The organism is Microbispora sp. ATCC PTA-5024 (assembly GCF_000511135.2).
Classification (GTDB): Bacteria; Actinomycetota; Actinomycetes; order Streptosporangiales; family Streptosporangiaceae; genus Microbispora; species Microbispora corallina.
In genome coordinates, this window is sequence record NZ_KI866523.1 from 609,838 (window position 1) to 626,891 (window position 17,054).

The following is a 17,054-nucleotide window of genomic DNA, read 5'->3' on the forward strand; positions in this document are numbered from 1 at the left end:
GCCTCAGAGGCCGAGCGCCGCGCCGCACTTGATCCCTGGCTGCACATGTACAACCATCACCGCGGACACACCGCGCTGAAAGGCCAGCCACCCATCAGCCGCGTCACCAACCTGCCTGGGCAGTACATCTAGGGCAGCCGGGGGACGCTGTCGACGAGGCGGCGGGTGTAGGGGTGGCGGGGGGAGCCGAGCACCTGGGCGGTCTCCCCGCTCTCCACGATCCGTCCCCGTTCCAGCACCGCCACCTCCTGGCAGAGGGCGGCCACCACGGCGAGGTCGTGCGAGACCATGACGACGGTCAGCCCGCGGGTCTCCCGCAGCTCCGCCAGCAGGTCGACGATCCGCACCCGGGTCGAGACGTCCAGGGCGCTGACGGGCTCGTCGGCGAGCAGGACGCGCGGCCCGCACGCGATCGCGCGGGCGATGGCGATGCGCTGGCGCTGCCCGCCGGAGAACTCGTGGGGGTAGCGCCCCGCCGCGTCCTCGGGCAGCCCGACCGCCCGCAGCGCCTCGGCGACGCGGGAGCGCGCGGCGTCCCGCGGGACGCCGTCCAGCAGGCCCAGCGAGCGGAGCGGCTCCGACACGATCCCGCTCACCCGCTGACGGGGGTCGAGCGACGAGTACGGATCCTGGAACACGGTCTGCACGCCCCGCCGGAACTCCCGCATCAGGGCGCGGTCGCGCGGCGCCAGGTCGCGGCCGTCGTAGCGGATCGCGCCGCCGGTGGGCCGGGCGAGCCCGAGGAGCAGGCGCAGCAGCGTCGTCTTGCCCGCCCCCGACTCGCCGACGAGGGCGAGGTTGCGGCCGGGCGTCACCGCGACCGACACGTCCTCCAGGACGGGGGCCGACCGGCCGTAGGCGAAGCGCACCTCCCGCGCCTCCAGGACGGGTCCGGTCACGGCGTCCTCCAGTCCAGCGCGCGGTCGAGGTGCCGGGCGCTCGCGACCAGGTCCTGTGTGTACGGGTGGCGCGGCGCGCGCACGACCTCCCCGACGCTCCCGGACTCCACGGCCCGGCCGTCCCTGAGCACCACGACCCGCTCGGTCACCCGGGCGACCACGGCCAGGTCGTGGCTGATGAACAGCAGGGCCATGCCCCTGCCGGCCACCAGGCCGTCGAGCAGCGCGAGGACGTCGGCCTGCACGGTGACGTCCAGCGCCGTCGTGGGCTCGTCGGCGACGAGCAGGGCCGGGTCGCAGGCGAGGGCCATCGCGATGGCCACCCGCTGGCGCTGGCCGCCGGAGACCTCGTGGGGGTAGGCCCGGGCGACGCGCTCGGGATCGGCCAGCCGCACCTCCTCCAGCGCCGCTAGGACGGCCGCGTGCAGCGCCCGGCCGCGCAGCCCGCGCCTTCGCCGCAGCGGCTCGGCTATCTGCCGGCCCACCCGCATGAGCGGGTCGAGGGCGGTGAGCGGCTCCTGGAAGACCGCGCTCACAGCCCGGCCGCGCACCCGGTTCAGCCGCCGCTCCCCGGCCCCGAGGACGTCCGTGCGGCCCGCGCCGGGGACGTCGAGGACGACGGCGCCGGAGGCGGTCATTCCGGGCGGGAGCAGGCCGAGGACGGCCAGCGCGGTGAGCGACTTCCCCGATCCCGACTCGCCGATCAGGCCCAGCCGCCCGCCGGGCTCGACGGAGAACGACACGCCGGACACGAGCTCGCGGCCGCCCGCGCGGATCGTGAGCCCGGCGACGTCGAGCAGGGTCACCGCGTCCTCCTCCGGGTCGGGTCGGCCACGTCCCGGACGCCGTCCGCGATCAGGTTGACGCCGACGACCAGCACGACGAGCAGCACGCCGGGCGCGATCACCCCGGCCGGCGCGATGAACACGCTCGCCTGGGCCTCCTGGAGCATGCGGCCCCAGGAGGCGTTCGGGGGCGGCGTGCCCAGGCCGAGGTACGACAGGCTGGCCTCCGCCAGCACGGCCAGCCCGAACTGGAGGGCCAGGTTGACCGACAGCGTCGGCCAGATGTTCGGCAGCACGTGCGTGACCACGATCCTGGGCCACGAGGTGCCCGAGGTGCGGGACGCCGTGATGTAGTCCTGCGCCAGCACACGCTTGACCAGCACCCTGGCCAGCCGCGCGACGATCGCGGACATCGCCAGCCCGATCGCGATGATCGCGGAGCCGAGCGAGGCGTCCCTCGCGGCCGTGACCAGCATCGCCAGCAGCACGGTGGGGAACGCGATGAGGATGTCGAGGAACGCCGAGAGCGCGTCGTCCATCCAGCGGGTGGCGAATCCGGCGACCAGCCCGCCCGCGAGGCCGGCCACGCCGCCGATCAGGACCGACCCGGCGCCGGCCTCCAGCGCCACCCGGGCCCCGATCATGAGCTGGGTGAGCAGGTCGCGGCCGAGCTTGTCGGTCCCCAGCAGGTGGGGCAGGCCCGGCGGCATCAGCCGGTCGCCCGAGGTGTCGTCCGGCGCGTACGGCAGCCAGAACAGCGACACGACGGCCACGGCGACGACCAGCCCGGCGAGCACGCAGCCGGTCAGCAGCGTCACCGAGCGCGGGACGCGGCGGCGGGCGGGCGGCGGGCCTCCGCCTCGCCGATCTGCTGCGCGGTCACCCGGCCTCCCGGGCGAGCGAGCGGCGCAGCCGGGGGTCGATGAGCCGCTGGACCACGTCGGCCGCGAACCCGATCAGCAGCACGCCGAGCGTGCTGACGACGAGGACCCCCTGGATGACCGGGTAGTCGTGCTGGGCGAAGCCCTTGACCAGCATGCTCCCGAGCCCGGGCAGGGCGAACACGCTCTCCACGACCACGGCCCCGAGGAACGTGGTGGCCAGCTCGATGCCGAGGATCGACACCACCGGCACGACGGCGTTGCGGAGCCCGTGCCGCCACATCGCCCGGGTGAACGAGGAGCCGAGCGCGCGGGCCGTGCGCAGGTAGTCGGCGCCGAGCACGTCGAGGGTGGCCGAGCGGACGTAGCGGATCAGCGAGGCCGACATGACCAGCGCGACCGTGACGACGGGCAGCGTCAGCGAGGTCAGCGCGTCCGCGGGGCTCGCCCAGTCGTCCTGCGGGAAGCCCCCGGCCGGCAGCAGGCCGAGCGAGAGCGAGAAGACCGTGATCAGGAGCATGCCGACCCAGAAGACCGGGACCGCGACGCCGAGCTGCGACAGCGCGCTCAGCAGCGAGCCGTACCAGGTGCCGGCCCGGTGGGCGGCCAGGAACCCGACCGGCACGGCGATCACCACCGCGAGCAGGAAGGCCAGCAGGGTCAGCGGGACCGTGACGACGAGGCGCGAGGCGATCTCCGGGCCGACCGGGAGCGTGCTGACGAACGACGCGCCGAGGTCGAGCGCGGCCATCTGGCCGAGCCAGGAGGCGAACTGCTCGGGCAGCGGCCGGTCCGACCCGATCTGGTGGCGTGCGGCGGCGATCTGGTCGGGCGTCGCGCCGACCGACAGCAGCGAGTTGGCCGGGTCGCCCGGCAGCAGCCGGAGCAGCAGGAACAGCACCATGCCGGCCAGGAGCAGCGACACGACGAGCAACGCCGTCCGGCGCAGCAGGTAAGCAGTCATGGGCGAGGACCGATCGGTGGGAACACGGGGACGTGCGGAGGCCCCGGCCGCGCGGGGCCGGGGCGCCGCGGTCAGCCTCCCGCGCCGGCCTTCTTGATGCCGTACGCGTAGAACTGGGAGTTCAGGCCGTTGACGGGGTAGCCCGACAGCGATGTGGAGGCGACGACGATCTGCGGGTAGAGGTAGAGCCAGTCGCTGGCCGCGTCGGCCGCGATCTGCTCGTTGACCTTCTTCAGCAGCGCCGTCTGCCCGTCCGCCGTGTCCGACCGCTCGGCCTGCTTCACCCAGTCGGTCACCTGCGGGTTGTCGTAGCCCCAGTAGAAGTCCGGGTCGCCGTACCAGACCACGTCGCGGTCGTTGACGTGCTCCTGCAGCGTCGCGGCGAAGTCGTGGTTCTTGTAGACCTTCGTGTACCACTGGTCGGCGGTGATCACGTTGATCGTCACCGTGATCCCGACCTTGGCCAGCTCCGACTTCACGAACGTCGCCACCGTCGGGTGGGGGTCGTAGTTGGGCGTGTCGAGCGTGAAGGAGAAGCCGTTCGGGTATCCCGCGTCGGCCAGCTCCTTCTTCGCAAGGGCCGGGTCGTACGGGTTGACCTTGGTCAGGTCCTCGTACCACGGGTCGGAGGGCGGCACCATCGAGCCGATCAGCGTGCCGTACCGGCCCCAGATCGAGCTGAGCAGCTTCCGGTCGTCGATGGCGGAGGTGATCGCCTTGCGGACGCCGACCTTGTCGAACGGCGCCTTCCGGTCGTTGAACGCCAGCAGCAGCTTGGTCGTCGACTGCCCGTTGTTGACCTTGTAGTCCTTGCCGCCCTCGAACCGCGCCAGCGCGTCCGGGCTCTGCTCGCTGGTCACCACGTCGACCGCCTTGGTCAGCAGCGCGTTGTTGAGCGCGGTCGCGTCGGTGAAGTAGTGGAACACGACCTGCTTGTTCGCGGCCGGGGTGCCCCAGTAGCCGGGGAAGCGCTCCAGCGTGAGCGAGGAACCGCGCTTCCAGGTCCCCAGCGTGTACGGCCCGGTGCCGTCCTCGGAGGTCGTCAGGTCCTTCGCCTGGGAGTCGACGATCCACACGTAGCTGAGGTTGTAGACCAGCGAGATCGACTTGTCGGACAGCTTCACCACGACCGTCGAGTCGTCCGGCGTCTCGATGCTCTTGATCACCTGGAGCTGGCTCTTGCGGGCCGACTGGGAGCCGCCGGCGACCACCCGCTCGATGCTGTACTTGACGTCGGCCGAGGTCAGCGGCTTGCCGGAGTGGAACTTCACCCCGCTCCTCAGCCTGAACGTGTACGTCAGGCCGTCCGGGGCGGCCGTGCTCTTCGTGGCCAGCAGGTTCTCGACCTTGCCGGCGTCGGTCAGCCGGAACAGGCCCTCGTACACGTTGCCGTTGAACGCCTCGGTCACGCCCTGGCCGCCGCCCGCCGTGTTGTCGAGGTTCTGCGGCTCGTAGAGGGACCCGATCCCGATGGTGGCGTCCGGGTCGTACGACCCCGTCGCCGCGGGCGCGGCGCTCCCGGCACCCCCGCCGCACGCCGTGAGGGCGAGCGCGAGGGCGAGGGCGGCGCCGAGCAGCGACGTCGTCTTGCTGATCACTGTTTCTCCTGGCCGGCGGCCACGTGGCCGCCCGATGGTGGTGCGGGGTGAGGCGGGGGTCGGGTCAGTGCGGCAGATAGCCGTCGAGGAAGACCGGAAGCTTCTCGCCCGCCTCGATGGGCACGCCGAAGCGGTTGCCGGGCGGCGGAAGCGGACAGTTGAAGTGGGAGGAGAAGCCGCAGGGCGGCACGAACGCCCGGTTGAAGTCGAGCACCACCCGGTCGGCGCCGGGCTCGTGGTGCACGTGCAGGAAGCGGCCGCCGCCGTAGGTGGCCGAGCCGTTGGTGCGGTCGCCGACGACGAGGAGCAGCGTCCCCTCGTCCTCGAACGCCGCCAGGTTGTACGCCGTGCCGTCCAGCGTGAACGTGATGTCGCCGGGGACCACGTGGTCGCGGGTGCCGCCGTCGTCGCGCATGTGCTCGAACGGCAGCAGCCGCGACTCCGACACCGGCGTGAAGGTCGCCTCGGCGACCCACTCGGGCGCGAAGGGGTAGGTGTCGATCGTCACGAAGTGGTTGATCGCCGGGGAGGCGGCGTCCCACAGCCGGATGCCGCGCTCGGTCTCTCCCGTGCCGATGTGGGACCGCTCGATCCAGGTGGCCCTGACCGTGTCAGGGCGGCCGGAGAGCGCGTCCTCCAGCGACGCGCTCTCATCCGGCTGGAGCCAGTGCGTCTCCACGAGCGCCAGAGGACCGGCCGGGGAGGCGACGGACGCCAGCCGGGCGGTCCGCCAGGCCTCCCAGTCCGCGCGCGCGGCCTCGACGGCAGCCGGGGAGACGAGTGGGGGCATGGGGTCGCTCACTTCGGTCGGGCGCCATGATCAGCACCATTGGCGAGGTTTGAGCATTACCCTACAAGAAAAGGGGGTTTATGGCCAGCCGGAAGCTCAGCGCCGGGACGCCCGGCCGGGGACGGTCCGGTGGACGCCCTCGGTCTCCCAGTCGACGTAGCGGCCGCTCTCGCCGAGCAGCGCGGTCATGAGCCAGAGGAACACGCCGAAGTCGTCGACGACGCCGATGCCCAGCAGGAAGTCCGGGACCACGTCGATCGGGGACACGATGTAGACCACCGCCATGCCGAGCATGGCCAGCTTGCCCTTGGTCAGGCCGGGATACTCCCCCCGCATGCCGGCCCGCAGCATCCGGGGCAGGGCCCGCAGCCGTGCCGCGAGGCCGGGCGAGCCCGGGCGGGAGACCTCCCGGTAGGCGCGCCAGGTCGCCGCCGCGCGTCCTGCTTTCACCATGCCGACCACCTCCGGACCGATCACTGCCCTTGTCACCGTCGTGGTAACGTCCCGCGCCGCCGGCGGGGTTCCGCCGGTACAAGGTCCTGACGTCCCGGTGAGGCCGCCGTACCGGCGTCATCGGGGGGCTGCGGCGTGGCCGAAGGCCTGGAGGATGAGCCCGGTGGCGTCGAGTCTCGCCGTCCGCCCGAGCGCGTCGAGCGCGATGCCGCCGGGCCACGTGTGACCGCCCCCGTCGACGACGTACGCCTCCACGGTGGCGCCGCCCGCGCAGGGGAAGGTCCGCAGGGTGACGTCCGGCGCGGGCCTGCTCGTGCTCGACGGCCGGCAGCCCATCGCCCGCGTCCAGCGGGCCAGGGTGGTCTCGAACGACGGCAGCCGCACCCGGCTCAGCCACGCCGGAACCTGGTAGCCCCGGATCCGCCCGGACAGGTGCACCGGACCTCCGTCGAACGGCACCACGCGATCGCCCGTCCCGTGGAACGCGACGATCGTGGTCGGCCGCGGATGGGCGCACGGCCGCGCGATGGTGAGCCCGCTGACCGGCGCGACCGCCGCGAGCCTGCCGTCCAGGCCGCAGACGAGGGCGGCGGCCATGCCCGCGCCGTTCGACATCCCCGTGGCGAACTCCCTGGTCGTGTCCACGCACAGGGTCGCCTCAAGGTGGTCGAGCAGGGCGGCCGCCGCCTTGATCTCGATGTCTGGGTCCGCGAACCGCCCGAAGCCGGGCAGGATCCACCCGGGCAGCCCCGAGGCCGACTCCGGCGTGACCACGATGTAGCCGAGGTTGGAGCCTGCGACGGGCAGGCGGGTGTACGCGTCCTGCTGGACGGCGTTCGAGCCGAGACCGTGGTAGTTGAGCACGAGCGGCGCGGGCGAGGTGTTGGGGAACCCGGCCGGCAGCGTGAGCAGGAAGCCGAGCGTCCGCCCGCCCGCCTTCACCTCGCGCCATCCGCCTGTGGGCGGGGTCTTTCCACAGCCTGTGGACGCGCCGCGCGGCGGGACGGACGCCGACGCTCGCACCGGCGGCGCGGCCGCGCCGGGCGAGGACGAGGACGAGGACGATGGCGCCGACGAGCAGGCCGCCAGCGCGACCAGCACACCGGCCAGGACGGCCCCCAGCCGGGACGGGCGCGCCACCCTCAGCCCAGTCCGGGCGCCAGGTCGCGCACGGCCTGCTCGACCGGGACCGGGCCGCCGGGCAGGGGGGCGAGGACGGGCGTGTCGAGACCGGCCGCGACGTACTCCCGGATCCTGGCCCGGCACGCGGCCGCGTCCCCGTGGACGACGAGGTCGTCGACCACCTCGTCGGGGATCGCCTTGACCGCGGCCTGGCGGTCGCCCGCCGCCCACGCCTCGTGCATGGGCCGCAGCACCTCCCCGCGGCCCAGCCACTCGTGGAAGGCCGCGTAGACCGGCACGGTGAGGTACGCGGCGAGCAGGCGCCGCCCGATCGCCCTGGCCGCGTCGGCGTCCTCGGTCACCACGACGAACAGCCGGGCGATGAGCTCCACGCCCTCCCCCAGCTCGGCCCGGACCCTGGTCACGTCCCTCGGCGACAGCCAGTTGGTGATCGCGCCGTCCGCCTCCCGCGCCGCGAGCCTGAGCATGCCGGGGCGCAGCGCGGCCAGCACGATCCGCGGCGGCGTCGCCGGCGCCCGCTCCAGCCGGAACCCCTTCACGTCGAAGGTCTCGTACGACGCGGTGACCTTCTCCCCGGCCAGGGCCGTCCGCAGGAACCGCAGCGTGTCGCGCATCCGGGCGTACGGCCGGTCGAACTCGGCGGCGTTCCAGTTGCGGACGATGACCGGCGAGGAGGCGCCGATGCCGAGGACGAACCGCCCGGGGGCGACGTCGGCCAGTGTGGCGGCCGACATGGCGAGCAGCGCCGGGCCGCGCGTGTAGACGGGCACGATGGCGCTGCCCAGCCGCAGGCCGGGCGCCCATTCGGCGGCGAGCGCCAGCGGGACGAAGCCGTCGGTGCCGCCGACCTCGGCCGACCAGGCGTCCGTGTAACCCAGCTCCGGCAGCTCGGCGACGAGCGCCTTCGACTCGATCGGCGTCTGCCCGAAGAACGGAATCGTCATGCCCCAGCGGTCCACGGCCACCCCTTCCGGCGCGATGCTGTCCAGGCGACCATACCAACCGGACGGTATGCCCGTCCCCTCACGTGCGCAGCTCGTGGACCAGCTCGATGACGTCCCGCGCGATGCCGCGGATGCCGGGAAGGTGGGACAGCCCGACGAGCCGGTCGACCAGCGGGACCACCCGGTCGATCAGCCGGTAGGTGCGCGCGCACCCGGGGGAGGTGTCGTGCACCCAGAACAGCACCACGCCCATCGACAGCAGCCAGAGAAGCTCGGGAAGCTCCGCGCGGACCTCCTCGTCCATCCGGTCGGCCGAGCCCCGCACGACCTCGCGGTAGATCGCGATGGCCGACTCCCTGGCGGGCGCGGAGTCGGCGCTGAACGGGCTGAGCGGGTTGCTCGGCTCGGCCGCGTACTTGAAGAACTTCACGGCGAACTCGTGGTACGGCTCGGAGATCCGCACCCACGCGCGCAGCACGCCCCCGAGCCGGCCGGCGAACGACCGTTCCCTCTCCAGCAGCTCACGGGACGCGGCCTCGTGCGCCGCCTGCGCCCGGTCGTAGTAGGCCTGGACCATCTGCTCCTTGGAACTGAAGTAGTAGTAGGCGTTCCCCACCGAGACGCCTGCCTCGGCGGCGATCGCGCGCATCGTCGTCGCCTCGAAACCCCGCTCCTTGAACAGCCGGAGGGCTGTCTCGACGATCAGCTCCCGTGTCTTCTCGGCCACGCTCGTCACTGTACGGCGAGTGCCCGTGCGCGGTCATGGACCGACAACAAGATCCACATTCCTCGGCAAACTCCTCGCGGATGAACGGGCGTCCCGCGGCGCGTCCGTGGGATTGATCTGTCTGGCGCGCTCCCCCGCCGGCACCCCCCGGCATCCGACGTGGACACATCGACGGGGGGAGACCGTGCACGTCCGTTCGTGGCGGCGGGGGGTCGTGGGGATGGCCGCGGTCGTCCTCGTCTCCATGCCCATGCAGCACGACCCGTCCGGCGCCAGCACGACCCCGCGCCCGCCCTCACCCGCCACCGGCGCGGAAGCCGCGACACAGCCCGCCTCGCCCGCGCCGTCGGCCGGGGGCTCGCCGGCCGGGGCCGGGCCGTCCCCGTATCCGGTGGAGACGGGGCTCCCGGCGTCGGTGGAGGCCCTGGCCGCGGACCTGCCGCCGCTCGACGCCGTCCTCGCGGGCACCTTCCCCGCCACCGTGAACGCCTGGGACGCCTCACAGGCGGGCACGCGGATGGACCAGCCGGACGCGCTGGGCCTGCTGCGCGACGCGGGGGTGCGGGTGCGGTCCAGCGGCGGCTGCGACGACCGGCGCCGCCCGCGGTGCACCTCGCTGGCGACCATCCGGTACGGCACGGTCATGCGGGTGGTCGACCTCAAACGGGCCAGCGGCTGCGACATCACGATCACCGGCGGCACCGAGGTCGGCCACTCCGGCGGCCGCTACAGCCACGGCGCCGGGTACAAGGTCGACATCGCCCACAACAGGTGCGTCGACGCGTACATCAGGAGGACGTTCCCCCTGTGGAAGGTGCGGGGGGACGGCGCGCGCCTCCACCGGCCCACGGGCGACCCCGACGTGCCCGTCGGCGCCGAGGTGTACGCCGACGAGCCCACCCACTGGGACATCCTCTTCCCCTAGGACGTCCCGGGGTGGGCCCGGCGGGCGGTCAGGAGAACTCGGCGGCGACCAGCGCGGCGATCTCGGCGGTGTTCAGCGCCGCCCCCTTGCGGAGGTTGTCGCCGCACACGAACAGGTCGAGCGTGTTCGGGAAGTCGAGCGCCTGGCGGATCCGGCCGACGTAGGTCGGGTCGGTCCCCACGACGTCGGCCGGCGTGGGGAACACGCCGTTCGCCGGGTCGTCGAGCACGACGACGGTCGGCGCCGCCTCCAGGATCGCGCGGGCGCCCTCGACGTCCACCTCCCGCTCGAACGTCGCGTGGACGGCCAGCGAGTGGGTGGTCACCACCGGGACCCGGACGCACGTGGCCGAGACCTTCAGGCCGGGGATGCCGAGGATCTTGCGGGACTCGTTGCGGACCTTGAGCTCCTCCGACGACCAGCCGTCGTCCTTGAGCGAGCCGGCCCACGGCACGACGTTGAGCGCGAGCGGGCCGGGGAACGGCGACCCGGACAGGTCGGGGACGGCCTTGCGCACGTCGCCCGCGACCGTGCCCATCGTCCGGTCGCCCGCCACGGCCTCGATCTCGGCGTACAGCCGCTCCGGGCCGACCACGCCGGCGCCGGAGACCGCCTGGTACGACGCCACGACGAGCTCGCGCAGGTCGTACGCGCGGTGCAGCGCGCCAATGGCGGCCATCATCGACAGCGTCGTGCAGTTGGGGTTGGAGATGATTCCCTTGGGCCGGTTGCGCGCCTGCTCGGGGTTGCACTCGGGCACGACGAGCGGGACGTCCGGGTCCATCCGGAACGCGCCCGAGTTGTCGACGGCCACCGCGCCGCGGGCGGCGGCGATCGGCGCCCACTCGGCGGAGACCTCGTCGGGCACGTCGAACATCGCGATGTCGACGCCGTCGAACGCCTCGGGGGCGAGGGCCTGGACCGTCACGTCCTCGCCGCGGACGCTCAGCACCTTGCCGGCGGAGCGGGGCGAGGCGATCAGGCGGATCTCGCCGTACGCCTCGGACAGGTCGGGGCGGTTGGTGAGGATGTCGAGCATGACGGTGCCGACGGCGCCGGTGGCGCCGACGACGGCGAGGACGGGTCGGCGGCTCATCGTCCGGTACCTCCGTACACGACGGCCTCGACCTGGTCGGAGTCGAGGTCGAAGGCGCGGTGGGCGGCGGTGACCGCGGCGTCCACCTCGTTCTGCCCGACGACCACCGAGATGCGGATCTCCGAAGTGGAGATCATCTCGATGTTCACCCCGGCGTCGGCGAGGGCGCCGAAGAACTTGGCGGTAACGCCCGGGTGCGAGCGCATCCCGGCCCCGATCAGCGAGACCTTGCCGATCTGGTCGTCGTAGAGCAGCGACTCGAAGGCCACCTGGCTCTGGATCTTCTTCAGGGCTCCCAGGGCGACCTGGCTGTCGTTCACCGGCAGCGTGAACGAGATGTCCGTGCGGCCCGTCGCGGCGGCCGAGACGTTCTGGACGATCATGTCGATGTTGATCTCGGCGTCGGCCAGCGTGCGGAAGATGGCGGCGGCCTCGCCGACCTTGTCGGGCACCCCGACCACAGTGATCTTGGCCTCGCTCCGGTCGTGCGCGACCCCGGAGATGATGGGCTGCTCCACTTCGGTTCCTTCGCTGTAGGGGTCGGAGACGACCCAGGTGCCTTCCCTGGTGCTGAACGAGCTTCTGACGTGGATCGGCAGGTCGAACCTGCGGGCGTACTCCACGCAGCGCAGATGCAGGATCTTGGCCCCGCAGGCCGCCATCTCGAGCGTCTCCTCGTAGGAGATCCGGGGGATCTGGCGGGCGGCCGGGACGATGCGCGGGTCGGCCGTGAAGATGCCGTCGACGTCGGTGTAGATCTCGCAGACGTCCGCGCCGAGCGCGGCGGCGAGCGCGACCGCCGTGGTGTCGGAGCCGCCGCGGCCGAGGGTCGTGATGTCCTTGGTGTCCTGGGAGACGCCCTGGAACCCGGCCACGATCGCGATCTGGCCCTGGTCGACGGCCTCCCGGATGCGGCTCGGGGTCACGTCGATGATGCGCGCCCTGCCGTGGCTGGAGTCGGTGATCACGCCGGCCTGCGAGCCGGTGAAGCTGCGCGCCTGGTGGCCGAGGTTGGCGATCGCCATGGCGAGCAGCGCCATCGAGATCCGCTCCCCGGACGTCAGCAGCATGTCCAGCTCGCGCCCGGGCGGCAGCGGGGACACCTGCTTGGCCAGCTCCAGCAGTTCGTCGGTGGTGTCCCCCATCGCGGACACGATCACCACGACGTCGTTGCCGGCTTTTTTCGTCGCGACGATCCGCTGGGCGACCCGCTTGATGCAGGACGCGTCGGCGACGGACGAACCACCGTATTTTTGGACAACGAGCGCCACTGGAATCTCCAACGAATCAGGACGTGGAGCTCACAGTGTACTTGCGGGCCCCAAAGCAGATCCGGAGCCGACCAGCATGTGGACGGTCAGACGACCGTGCTCTCCTCCACCACGTCGAGCCGCGTGTGCGCGACCAGCGCGTGGAGGGCGCGCAGCGCGGCGCCGGCGTGGTTGCCCCAGGTGTTGAAGTAGGAGTACTGCCACCACCACAGCGCCTCCAGCGGGCGGCCCGCGTGGAAGTGCCGCAGCCCGTGGATCAGGTCGGCCGCCACGGCCGTCAGGTCGTCCGACAGCCGGTACGGCGTGACGACAGTGTCCTTGTACGGGTCGAAGACCTCGGCGTAGTCGTCGACCGGGCCCAGCCGCGCGGCCAGGGCCGTACGGAGGGGGTCGATGTCGGGGTCCTCGCTCAACGCGGGCTCGAAGTTGCCCTGCAGGATCACGTCCTGCGCCGCCCCGAGCTGGGTGCCCGCGAGGCTGACCTGGGCCACCTCCACCAGCAGCAGCGGCAGGATCGCGTCGCCGCCCTCCCCGCGTGCCAGACGGGTGAGGCCGTCGACGTAGTTCTGCGCATGGGTGGCGACGCGCGCGGCCAGGTCGTTCCACTCGTCAGACATCCAGCAGCCTCCGTCCTTCGAAAGCGCGGCCCAAAGTGACCTCGTCGGCGTACTCGAGGTCACCGCCCACCGGCAGACCGCTGGCCAGTCGTGTCACTTTCAGCCCGAGAGGCTTGACGAGCCTGGCCAGGTAGGTGGCCGTCGCCTCGCCCTCGAGGTTCGGGTCGGTCGCGAGGATCAACTCGGTCACCTGGCCGTCGGCCAGCCGCGTCATCAGCTCGCGGATCTTGAGGTCGTCCGGTCCGACGCCGTCGATCGGGCTGATCGCCCCGCCGAGCACGTGGTAGCGGCCACGGAACTCGCGGGTCTTCTCGATCGCGACGACGTCCTTGGACTCCTCGACGACGCAGATTACATGCGGGTCGCGCCGCTGGTCGCGGCAGATCCGGCATTCCTCCTCGGCGGCGACGTTCCCGCACACCCGGCAGAAGCGGACCTTCTCCTTCACCTCGAGCAGCGCGTGCGCCAGCCGCTTCACGTCGGCCGGATCGGCGGCGAGCAGATGGAAGGCGATGCGCTGCGCGCTCTTGGGACCGACGCCGGGCAGCAGCCCGAGCTCGTCGATCAGATTCTGGACGACCCCTTCGTACATCGGTCTCAGAACCCCGGCAGCTGGCCGAGGCCTCCCCCGAGGCCCTGCGCGAGGGGCCCGAGCTTCTCCTGCTGCAGCTCACCGGCCGCGCGGACGGCGTCACGCACCGCGGCGAGTACGAGGTCGGCCAGCGTCTCGGCGGTCTCCTCCGGGTCGCTCGCGTCGATCGCCAGCGGGCTGATCTGGAGCTCCAGCAGCTCCCCGCTCCCGTTGACGGTCGCGACCACGAGGCCGCCCCCGGCGCTCCCCTCCACCTCGGCGTCGCTGAGCTCCTGCTGCGCGGTGACGAGCTGCTGCTGCATCAGCTGAGCCTGCTCCAGCAACTGCTGGAGGTTGACATCCCCTGGATTCACGATCGTGCGCTCCTCAGCGTCCAGCGACATGTTCGTCGCGACGAGCCTACGGTGTCCGCCGCTGTTGCGACACCGGCGCACGCGCGTGTTCCCCCCAGCCGGTCGGCCCGGTCCACAGGGAAACCGCACGGACGGAGACCGCGCTACCCCCGCGATCCCCGTCCATGCGGAACCAAAGGACCGGCCGGGCCCCGTCCCCCCTCCACGCGTCCGGGACCCGGCCTTTCCACCACGCCGGACGTCACCCGGCCGACATGACGTCGCAACCGTAATCAGGCCAAGGTTGCATACGGGTTGCGATCACTTGGTTACTCATGGACATTGGCAAATACCGTCCCAGGGGTGGCGCAAATCTCTCTGGTACGGAGGCGCACCGCGAGAACAGCACCCCCCACCCGGGAGCCATCGATGCCGGAATCGTCGACACGCCGCATCCACGAGGCCGTGATGACCGGGAAGCGGCCGGCGGAGTCCGGGCCCCGCGAGGTGATCTCCGACTCCTGGCGCCGGTGCCTGGAGGCCGGCATCGACCCCGAGAGCCACGAGGCGCCGCTCGTGTACGACGAGGGCGACATCCGCGAGGCCCGGTCTGTCACTCCCATGGGCACGCTGCTCCCGATGCTGCGCCAGACCCTGCTGCAGGTCGCCGACGAGGCCGCCCACATCATGGTCGTCACCGACGCGACCGGCGACGTGCTGTGGCGCGACGGCCACCGGCAGGTGCTGCACCGGGCCGACCGGATCGGCCTCTCCGACGGCTTCCGCTGGTCGGAGCAGGCCGTCGGCACGAACGGCATCGGCACGGCCCTCGCCACCGGCCGTCCCATGTACGTCTACTCCGGCGAGCACCTGGCGCGGACGCTGCACGCCTGGTCGTGCGCCGGCGCCCCGATCGTCGACCCCGACTCCGGCCGCACGATCGGATGCGTGGACATCAGCGGCACCACCCGCAGCCTCCACCCGGCCACGGTCGCCCTGGTCCGCGCCGCCGCCCGGCTCGCCGAGAGCGAGCTGGCGGTCGGCATGCGGGAGCGAGACGAGAGCCTCCGGTCCCGCCACCACCGCCACCTCGACCGTCCGGGCGCCCTCGTCACGCTCACCGGCCGGGTCGTCGCGGGCGACCTCAGCCTCGGGCCGCGGATCCGCCTGCCCGAGTGCGGCGAGCGGGTCATCCTGCCGGACGGCCGGGTCGCGCTGGTCGAGTCGCTCGGCGACGCGTACCGGCTCGTCCCCCTCGACGCGCAGGCCGCCGTCCCCCGGCTCAGACTCACGCTGCTCGGAGAGGACCACCCGTACGCGCATCTCGACGGCGTCCGCGTCCCGCTGTCGCTGCGGCACGCCGAGATCCTCACGCTGCTCGCCCTGCACCCCCGCGGGCTCACCGCCGAACGGCTGTCCTTCCTCCTGTACGGCGACGAGGGCAACCCGGTGACCATCCGCGCCGAGATCCACCGCCTGCGGGCCCAGCTCGGCCGGGCCATCGCCGCCAAGCCGTACCGGCTGGCCTGCGAGGTCTCCGCCGACTTCCTCGACGCGCGGCAGGCGCTCGCCGCCGGGGCGACGGCGGTGGCGGCCCGGCTCTACCAGGGGCCGCTGCTGCCGCGGTCGGAGGCCCCGGCCGTCCTGCGGGCGCGCGAGGAGCTGGAGGCCCGCGTGCGATCGGAGCTGCTCGCCCGGGGCACGCCCGAGGACCTGTGGGAGTACGCCCAGACGCCCAGCGGATACGAGGACGCGGAGGTTCTCGAACACGTGGTGGCGGCCGTTCCGCCCGGCGACCACCGGCACGCCGCGGCGTGCGTGCGCCTGGCCCGCCTTGACGACTGAGACCTTGAGTTCGGCCCGTTCCGGCCGGGCTCCTGAGCTCGGCTGGAGCTCGGTTGCGGCTCGTCTGGGTCCCGGCTGGGCTCGGCGCCCGGATCAGGCGAGGTGCAGGAACGTCCAGTCGACGGCCTGCTCGGCGCCAAGGACGGCCGCCGCGGCCACGGCCGAAACCACCAGGCCGAGCAGCCGGTCGCGGGCCGAACGGCCGAGGAGCAGGGGGAGCGCGACACCGGCGGCCACCGCGCACCACCCCGCCGCCGTCCCCGGGCCGCCGTCCCCGCCGGTGGCCAGCCGCAGGGCCGTCACGCCGTCGGCCAGCCAGACCGCGCCCGAGACGCCGACGGCCGATGCTCTCGGGAGCAGCCGGGGATGGCGCCACGACGCCCCGGCCGCGCCGTACACCGGGCCGGCGACCAGCCCCGTGACGACCCAGACCACCACCGACGCCGTGTCGACCGCGAACCCGGCGACGGCGGCCGACGCGTAGTAGCCGGCGACGAGACCGGCCTCGGCCGTCGCGCCCGCGACGGCGGCCGTCCGCCACCGTCCGGGGACGCGCGCGCCGGCGGAGAAGGCGACCATGGCCCACGGCGAAGCCGAGTTCACGAGGAGGAACCAGCCGGTCCCGCTGAGCGGCCGCTGGCCGAGGAACGTGAGCGCTCCTCCCAGGAGCCCGGCGACGGCGGCCGGGCCCAGGATCGGCCACGGCCCGCCGGGCGGGGCGGCCGCCCGCGGCCTCGCCGCGGTGTGGTTCACGGACACGTCGGCTCCCTTGCGTCGGTGTGACGACGTGCGCCGCCGTCACCCCTACTCGTCCGACGTGGCGGATCGGGTTCCCGCTCCGCGGCGGCGGCTCAGGAGTGGTCGATCTCCTCGATCACGCGCCCGCCCAGCTCGCGCTGGATCAGGGCCATGCCGGTCAGCTCGCTGACGTCGGCGTCGGCGTCGTTCAGGGGGTCGACGTCGTCGACGTCGCTGGCGCGGCGGCGCGGGACGGCGTCCGGCCACGCGGGCCGGGGACCGGACTGGGCCGCGGCCCTGGCGGCGTCGCGCGCTGCCGCAATGCCGGGGCTCGACACGGGGGCCGAGGCGGCCGGGAACGGCGGCCGGGGGCCCGGCGAGGGGGCGTCGAAGTCGTCGGACGGCGCGTCGGGCCAGGTCTCGTCGGTCGCCGCGGGCGTGGTCTCGGCGGGGG

The 17,054-nt window shown here is 73.0% G+C and carries 19 protein-coding genes and 1 pseudogene; 3 read left to right on the forward strand and 17 right to left on the reverse strand.

Translation table 11 applies throughout. The annotated features are described in order from the left end of the window. A partial coding sequence (locus MPTA5024_RS40870; protein ID WP_157099585.1) for an integrase core domain-containing protein occupies window positions 1-132 on the forward strand: 132 nt, incomplete at its 5' end. Here MPTA5024_RS40870 and MPTA5024_RS15275 read toward each other — a convergent pair. From MPTA5024_RS15275 to MPTA5024_RS15320, 10 genes are all read right to left on the reverse strand, one after another. After that, the gene (locus MPTA5024_RS15275) at window positions 129-899 is read right to left on the reverse strand and encodes an ABC transporter ATP-binding protein (RefSeq protein ID WP_036324699.1); all 771 of its coding nucleotides are present in this window, start codon (window positions 897-899) and stop codon (window positions 129-131) included. The two genes, MPTA5024_RS40870 and MPTA5024_RS15275, sit on opposite strands and share 4 nt — an antisense overlap. Then, window positions 896-1,705, reverse strand: a complete 810-nt coding sequence (locus MPTA5024_RS15280) for an ATP-binding cassette domain-containing protein (RefSeq protein ID WP_036324700.1) — start codon at window positions 1,703-1,705, stop codon at window positions 896-898. Before MPTA5024_RS15280 ends, MPTA5024_RS15275 begins: the two co-directional genes overlap by 4 nt. Further along, entirely contained in the window at window positions 1,702-2,502 is an 801-nt protein-coding gene (locus MPTA5024_RS15285) for an ABC transporter permease (RefSeq protein WP_036324701.1), read from the reverse strand. Before MPTA5024_RS15285 ends, MPTA5024_RS15280 begins: the two co-directional genes overlap by 4 nt. Before the next feature lie 61 nt (window positions 2,503-2,563). Further along, window positions 2,564-3,529: an ABC transporter permease gene (locus MPTA5024_RS15290; protein ID WP_036324702.1), complete on the reverse strand. Its 966-nt coding sequence runs from the start codon at window positions 3,527-3,529 to the stop codon at window positions 2,564-2,566. Window positions 3,530-3,600: 71 nt separating this feature from the next. Continuing rightward, window positions 3,601-5,127 carry an ABC transporter substrate-binding protein gene (locus tag MPTA5024_RS15295; RefSeq protein ID WP_036324703.1) on the reverse strand — a complete coding sequence of 509 codons (1,527 nt, stop codon included), beginning with the start codon at window positions 5,125-5,127 and terminating at the stop codon, window positions 3,601-3,603. A 64-nt stretch (window positions 5,128-5,191) separates the two neighbouring features. Next, window positions 5,192-5,917: a DUF1684 domain-containing protein gene (locus MPTA5024_RS15300; protein ID WP_036324704.1), complete on the reverse strand. Its 726-nt coding sequence runs from the start codon at window positions 5,915-5,917 to the stop codon at window positions 5,192-5,194. Between the two features lie 96 nt (window positions 5,918-6,013). Next, window positions 6,014-6,370, reverse strand: a complete 357-nt coding sequence (locus MPTA5024_RS15305) for a YkvA family protein (protein ID WP_036326282.1) — start codon at window positions 6,368-6,370, stop codon at window positions 6,014-6,016. 117 nt (window positions 6,371-6,487) lie between these two features. Next, a complete protein-coding gene (locus MPTA5024_RS15310) occupies window positions 6,488-7,312 on the reverse strand; it encodes an alpha/beta hydrolase family esterase (RefSeq protein ID WP_051458208.1) in 825 nt (274 codons plus the stop codon). Window positions 7,313-7,512: 200 nt separating this feature from the next. Next, window positions 7,513-8,457 (reverse strand): LLM class F420-dependent oxidoreductase, encoded by a 945-nt coding sequence (locus MPTA5024_RS15315; RefSeq protein ID WP_198167168.1) that lies wholly within the window; start codon window positions 8,455-8,457, stop codon window positions 7,513-7,515. 79 nt (window positions 8,458-8,536) lie between these two features. Then, window positions 8,537-9,184: a TetR family transcriptional regulator gene (locus tag MPTA5024_RS15320; protein ID WP_232326479.1), complete on the reverse strand. Its 648-nt coding sequence runs from the start codon at window positions 9,182-9,184 to the stop codon at window positions 8,537-8,539. 184 nt (window positions 9,185-9,368) lie between these two features. Between MPTA5024_RS15320 and MPTA5024_RS15325 the strand changes: the two genes are divergently transcribed. Next, complete coding sequence (locus MPTA5024_RS15325; RefSeq protein ID WP_157099484.1) at window positions 9,369-10,109, forward strand: hypothetical protein; 741 nt, start codon at window positions 9,369-9,371, stop codon at window positions 10,107-10,109. Window positions 10,110-10,137: 28 nt separating this feature from the next. Here MPTA5024_RS15325 and MPTA5024_RS15330 read toward each other — a convergent pair whose 3' ends face one another. The 5 genes from MPTA5024_RS15330 to MPTA5024_RS15350 all read right to left on the reverse strand — a co-directional run bounded on the left by MPTA5024_RS15330 (window position 10,138) and on the right by MPTA5024_RS15350 (window position 14,038). After that, window positions 10,138-11,205, reverse strand: coding sequence for an aspartate-semialdehyde dehydrogenase (locus MPTA5024_RS15330; RefSeq protein ID WP_036324708.1), 1,068 nt, complete (start codon window positions 11,203-11,205; stop codon window positions 10,138-10,140). Further along, window positions 11,202-12,476: an aspartate kinase gene (locus MPTA5024_RS15335; protein WP_036324709.1), complete on the reverse strand. Its 1,275-nt coding sequence runs from the start codon at window positions 12,474-12,476 to the stop codon at window positions 11,202-11,204. The genes MPTA5024_RS15330 and MPTA5024_RS15335 overlap by 4 nt, the downstream gene beginning before the upstream one ends. 86 nt (window positions 12,477-12,562) lie before the next feature. Beyond that, window positions 12,563-13,093: a DUF5063 domain-containing protein gene (locus MPTA5024_RS15340; RefSeq protein WP_051458210.1), complete on the reverse strand. Its 531-nt coding sequence runs from the start codon at window positions 13,091-13,093 to the stop codon at window positions 12,563-12,565. After that, window positions 13,086-13,685: a recombination mediator RecR gene (recR, locus tag MPTA5024_RS15345; RefSeq protein WP_036324710.1), complete on the reverse strand. Its 600-nt coding sequence runs from the start codon at window positions 13,683-13,685 to the stop codon at window positions 13,086-13,088. The genes MPTA5024_RS15340 and recR overlap by 8 nt, the downstream gene beginning before the upstream one ends. 5 nt (window positions 13,686-13,690) lie before the next feature. Continuing rightward, window positions 13,691-14,038: a YbaB/EbfC family nucleoid-associated protein gene (locus MPTA5024_RS15350; protein ID WP_198167169.1), complete on the reverse strand. Its 348-nt coding sequence runs from the start codon at window positions 14,036-14,038 to the stop codon at window positions 13,691-13,693. Window positions 14,039-14,446: 408 nt separating this feature from the next. Here MPTA5024_RS15350 and MPTA5024_RS15355 point away from each other — a divergent pair, with 408 nt between their 5' ends. Continuing rightward, on the forward strand, window positions 14,447-15,862 hold the full coding sequence (locus tag MPTA5024_RS15355; RefSeq protein ID WP_036324711.1) for a GAF domain-containing protein: 1,416 nt from the start codon (window positions 14,447-14,449) through the stop codon (window positions 15,860-15,862). Between the two features lie 93 nt (window positions 15,863-15,955). On the opposite strand, the gene MPTA5024_RS15360 is transcribed toward MPTA5024_RS15355, so the two are convergent. Further along, window positions 15,956-16,621 carry a DUF6518 family protein gene (locus tag MPTA5024_RS15360; protein ID WP_051458212.1) on the reverse strand — a complete coding sequence of 222 codons (666 nt, stop codon included), beginning with the start codon at window positions 16,619-16,621 and terminating at the stop codon, window positions 15,956-15,958. 92 nt (window positions 16,622-16,713) lie between these two features. Beyond that, a pseudogene (locus MPTA5024_RS42185) lies at window positions 16,714-17,054 on the reverse strand (DNA polymerase III subunit gamma and tau); the annotation flags it as partial.

What these genes read in the sequence shown, in the direction of transcription:
- MPTA5024_RS15290 (WP_036324702.1), bottom strand. Translation starts at nt 3,529, where the DNA reads ATGACTGCTTACCTGCTGCGCCGGACGGCGTTGCTCGTCGTGTCGCTG.
- MPTA5024_RS15300 (WP_036324704.1), bottom strand. Translation starts at nt 5,917, where the DNA reads ATGCCCCCACTCGTCTCCCCGGCTGCCGTCGAGGCCGCGCGCGCGGAC.
- MPTA5024_RS15305 (WP_036326282.1), bottom strand. Translation starts at nt 6,370, where the DNA reads ATGGTGAAAGCAGGACGCGCGGCGGCGACCTGGCGCGCCTACCGGGAG.
- MPTA5024_RS15315 (WP_198167168.1), bottom strand. Translation starts at nt 8,457, where the DNA reads ATGACGATTCCGTTCTTCGGGCAGACGCCGATCGAGTCGAAGGCGCTC.
- MPTA5024_RS15330 (WP_036324708.1), bottom strand. Translation starts at nt 11,205, where the DNA reads ATGAGCCGCCGACCCGTCCTCGCCGTCGTCGGCGCCACCGGCGCCGTC.
- MPTA5024_RS15340 (WP_051458210.1), bottom strand. Translation starts at nt 13,093, where the DNA reads ATGTCTGACGAGTGGAACGACCTGGCCGCGCGCGTCGCCACCCATGCG.
- recR (WP_036324710.1), bottom strand. Translation starts at nt 13,685, where the DNA reads ATGTACGAAGGGGTCGTCCAGAATCTGATCGACGAGCTCGGGCTGCTG.
- MPTA5024_RS15355 (WP_036324711.1), top strand. Translation starts at nt 14,447, where the DNA reads ATGCCGGAATCGTCGACACGCCGCATCCACGAGGCCGTGATGACCGGG.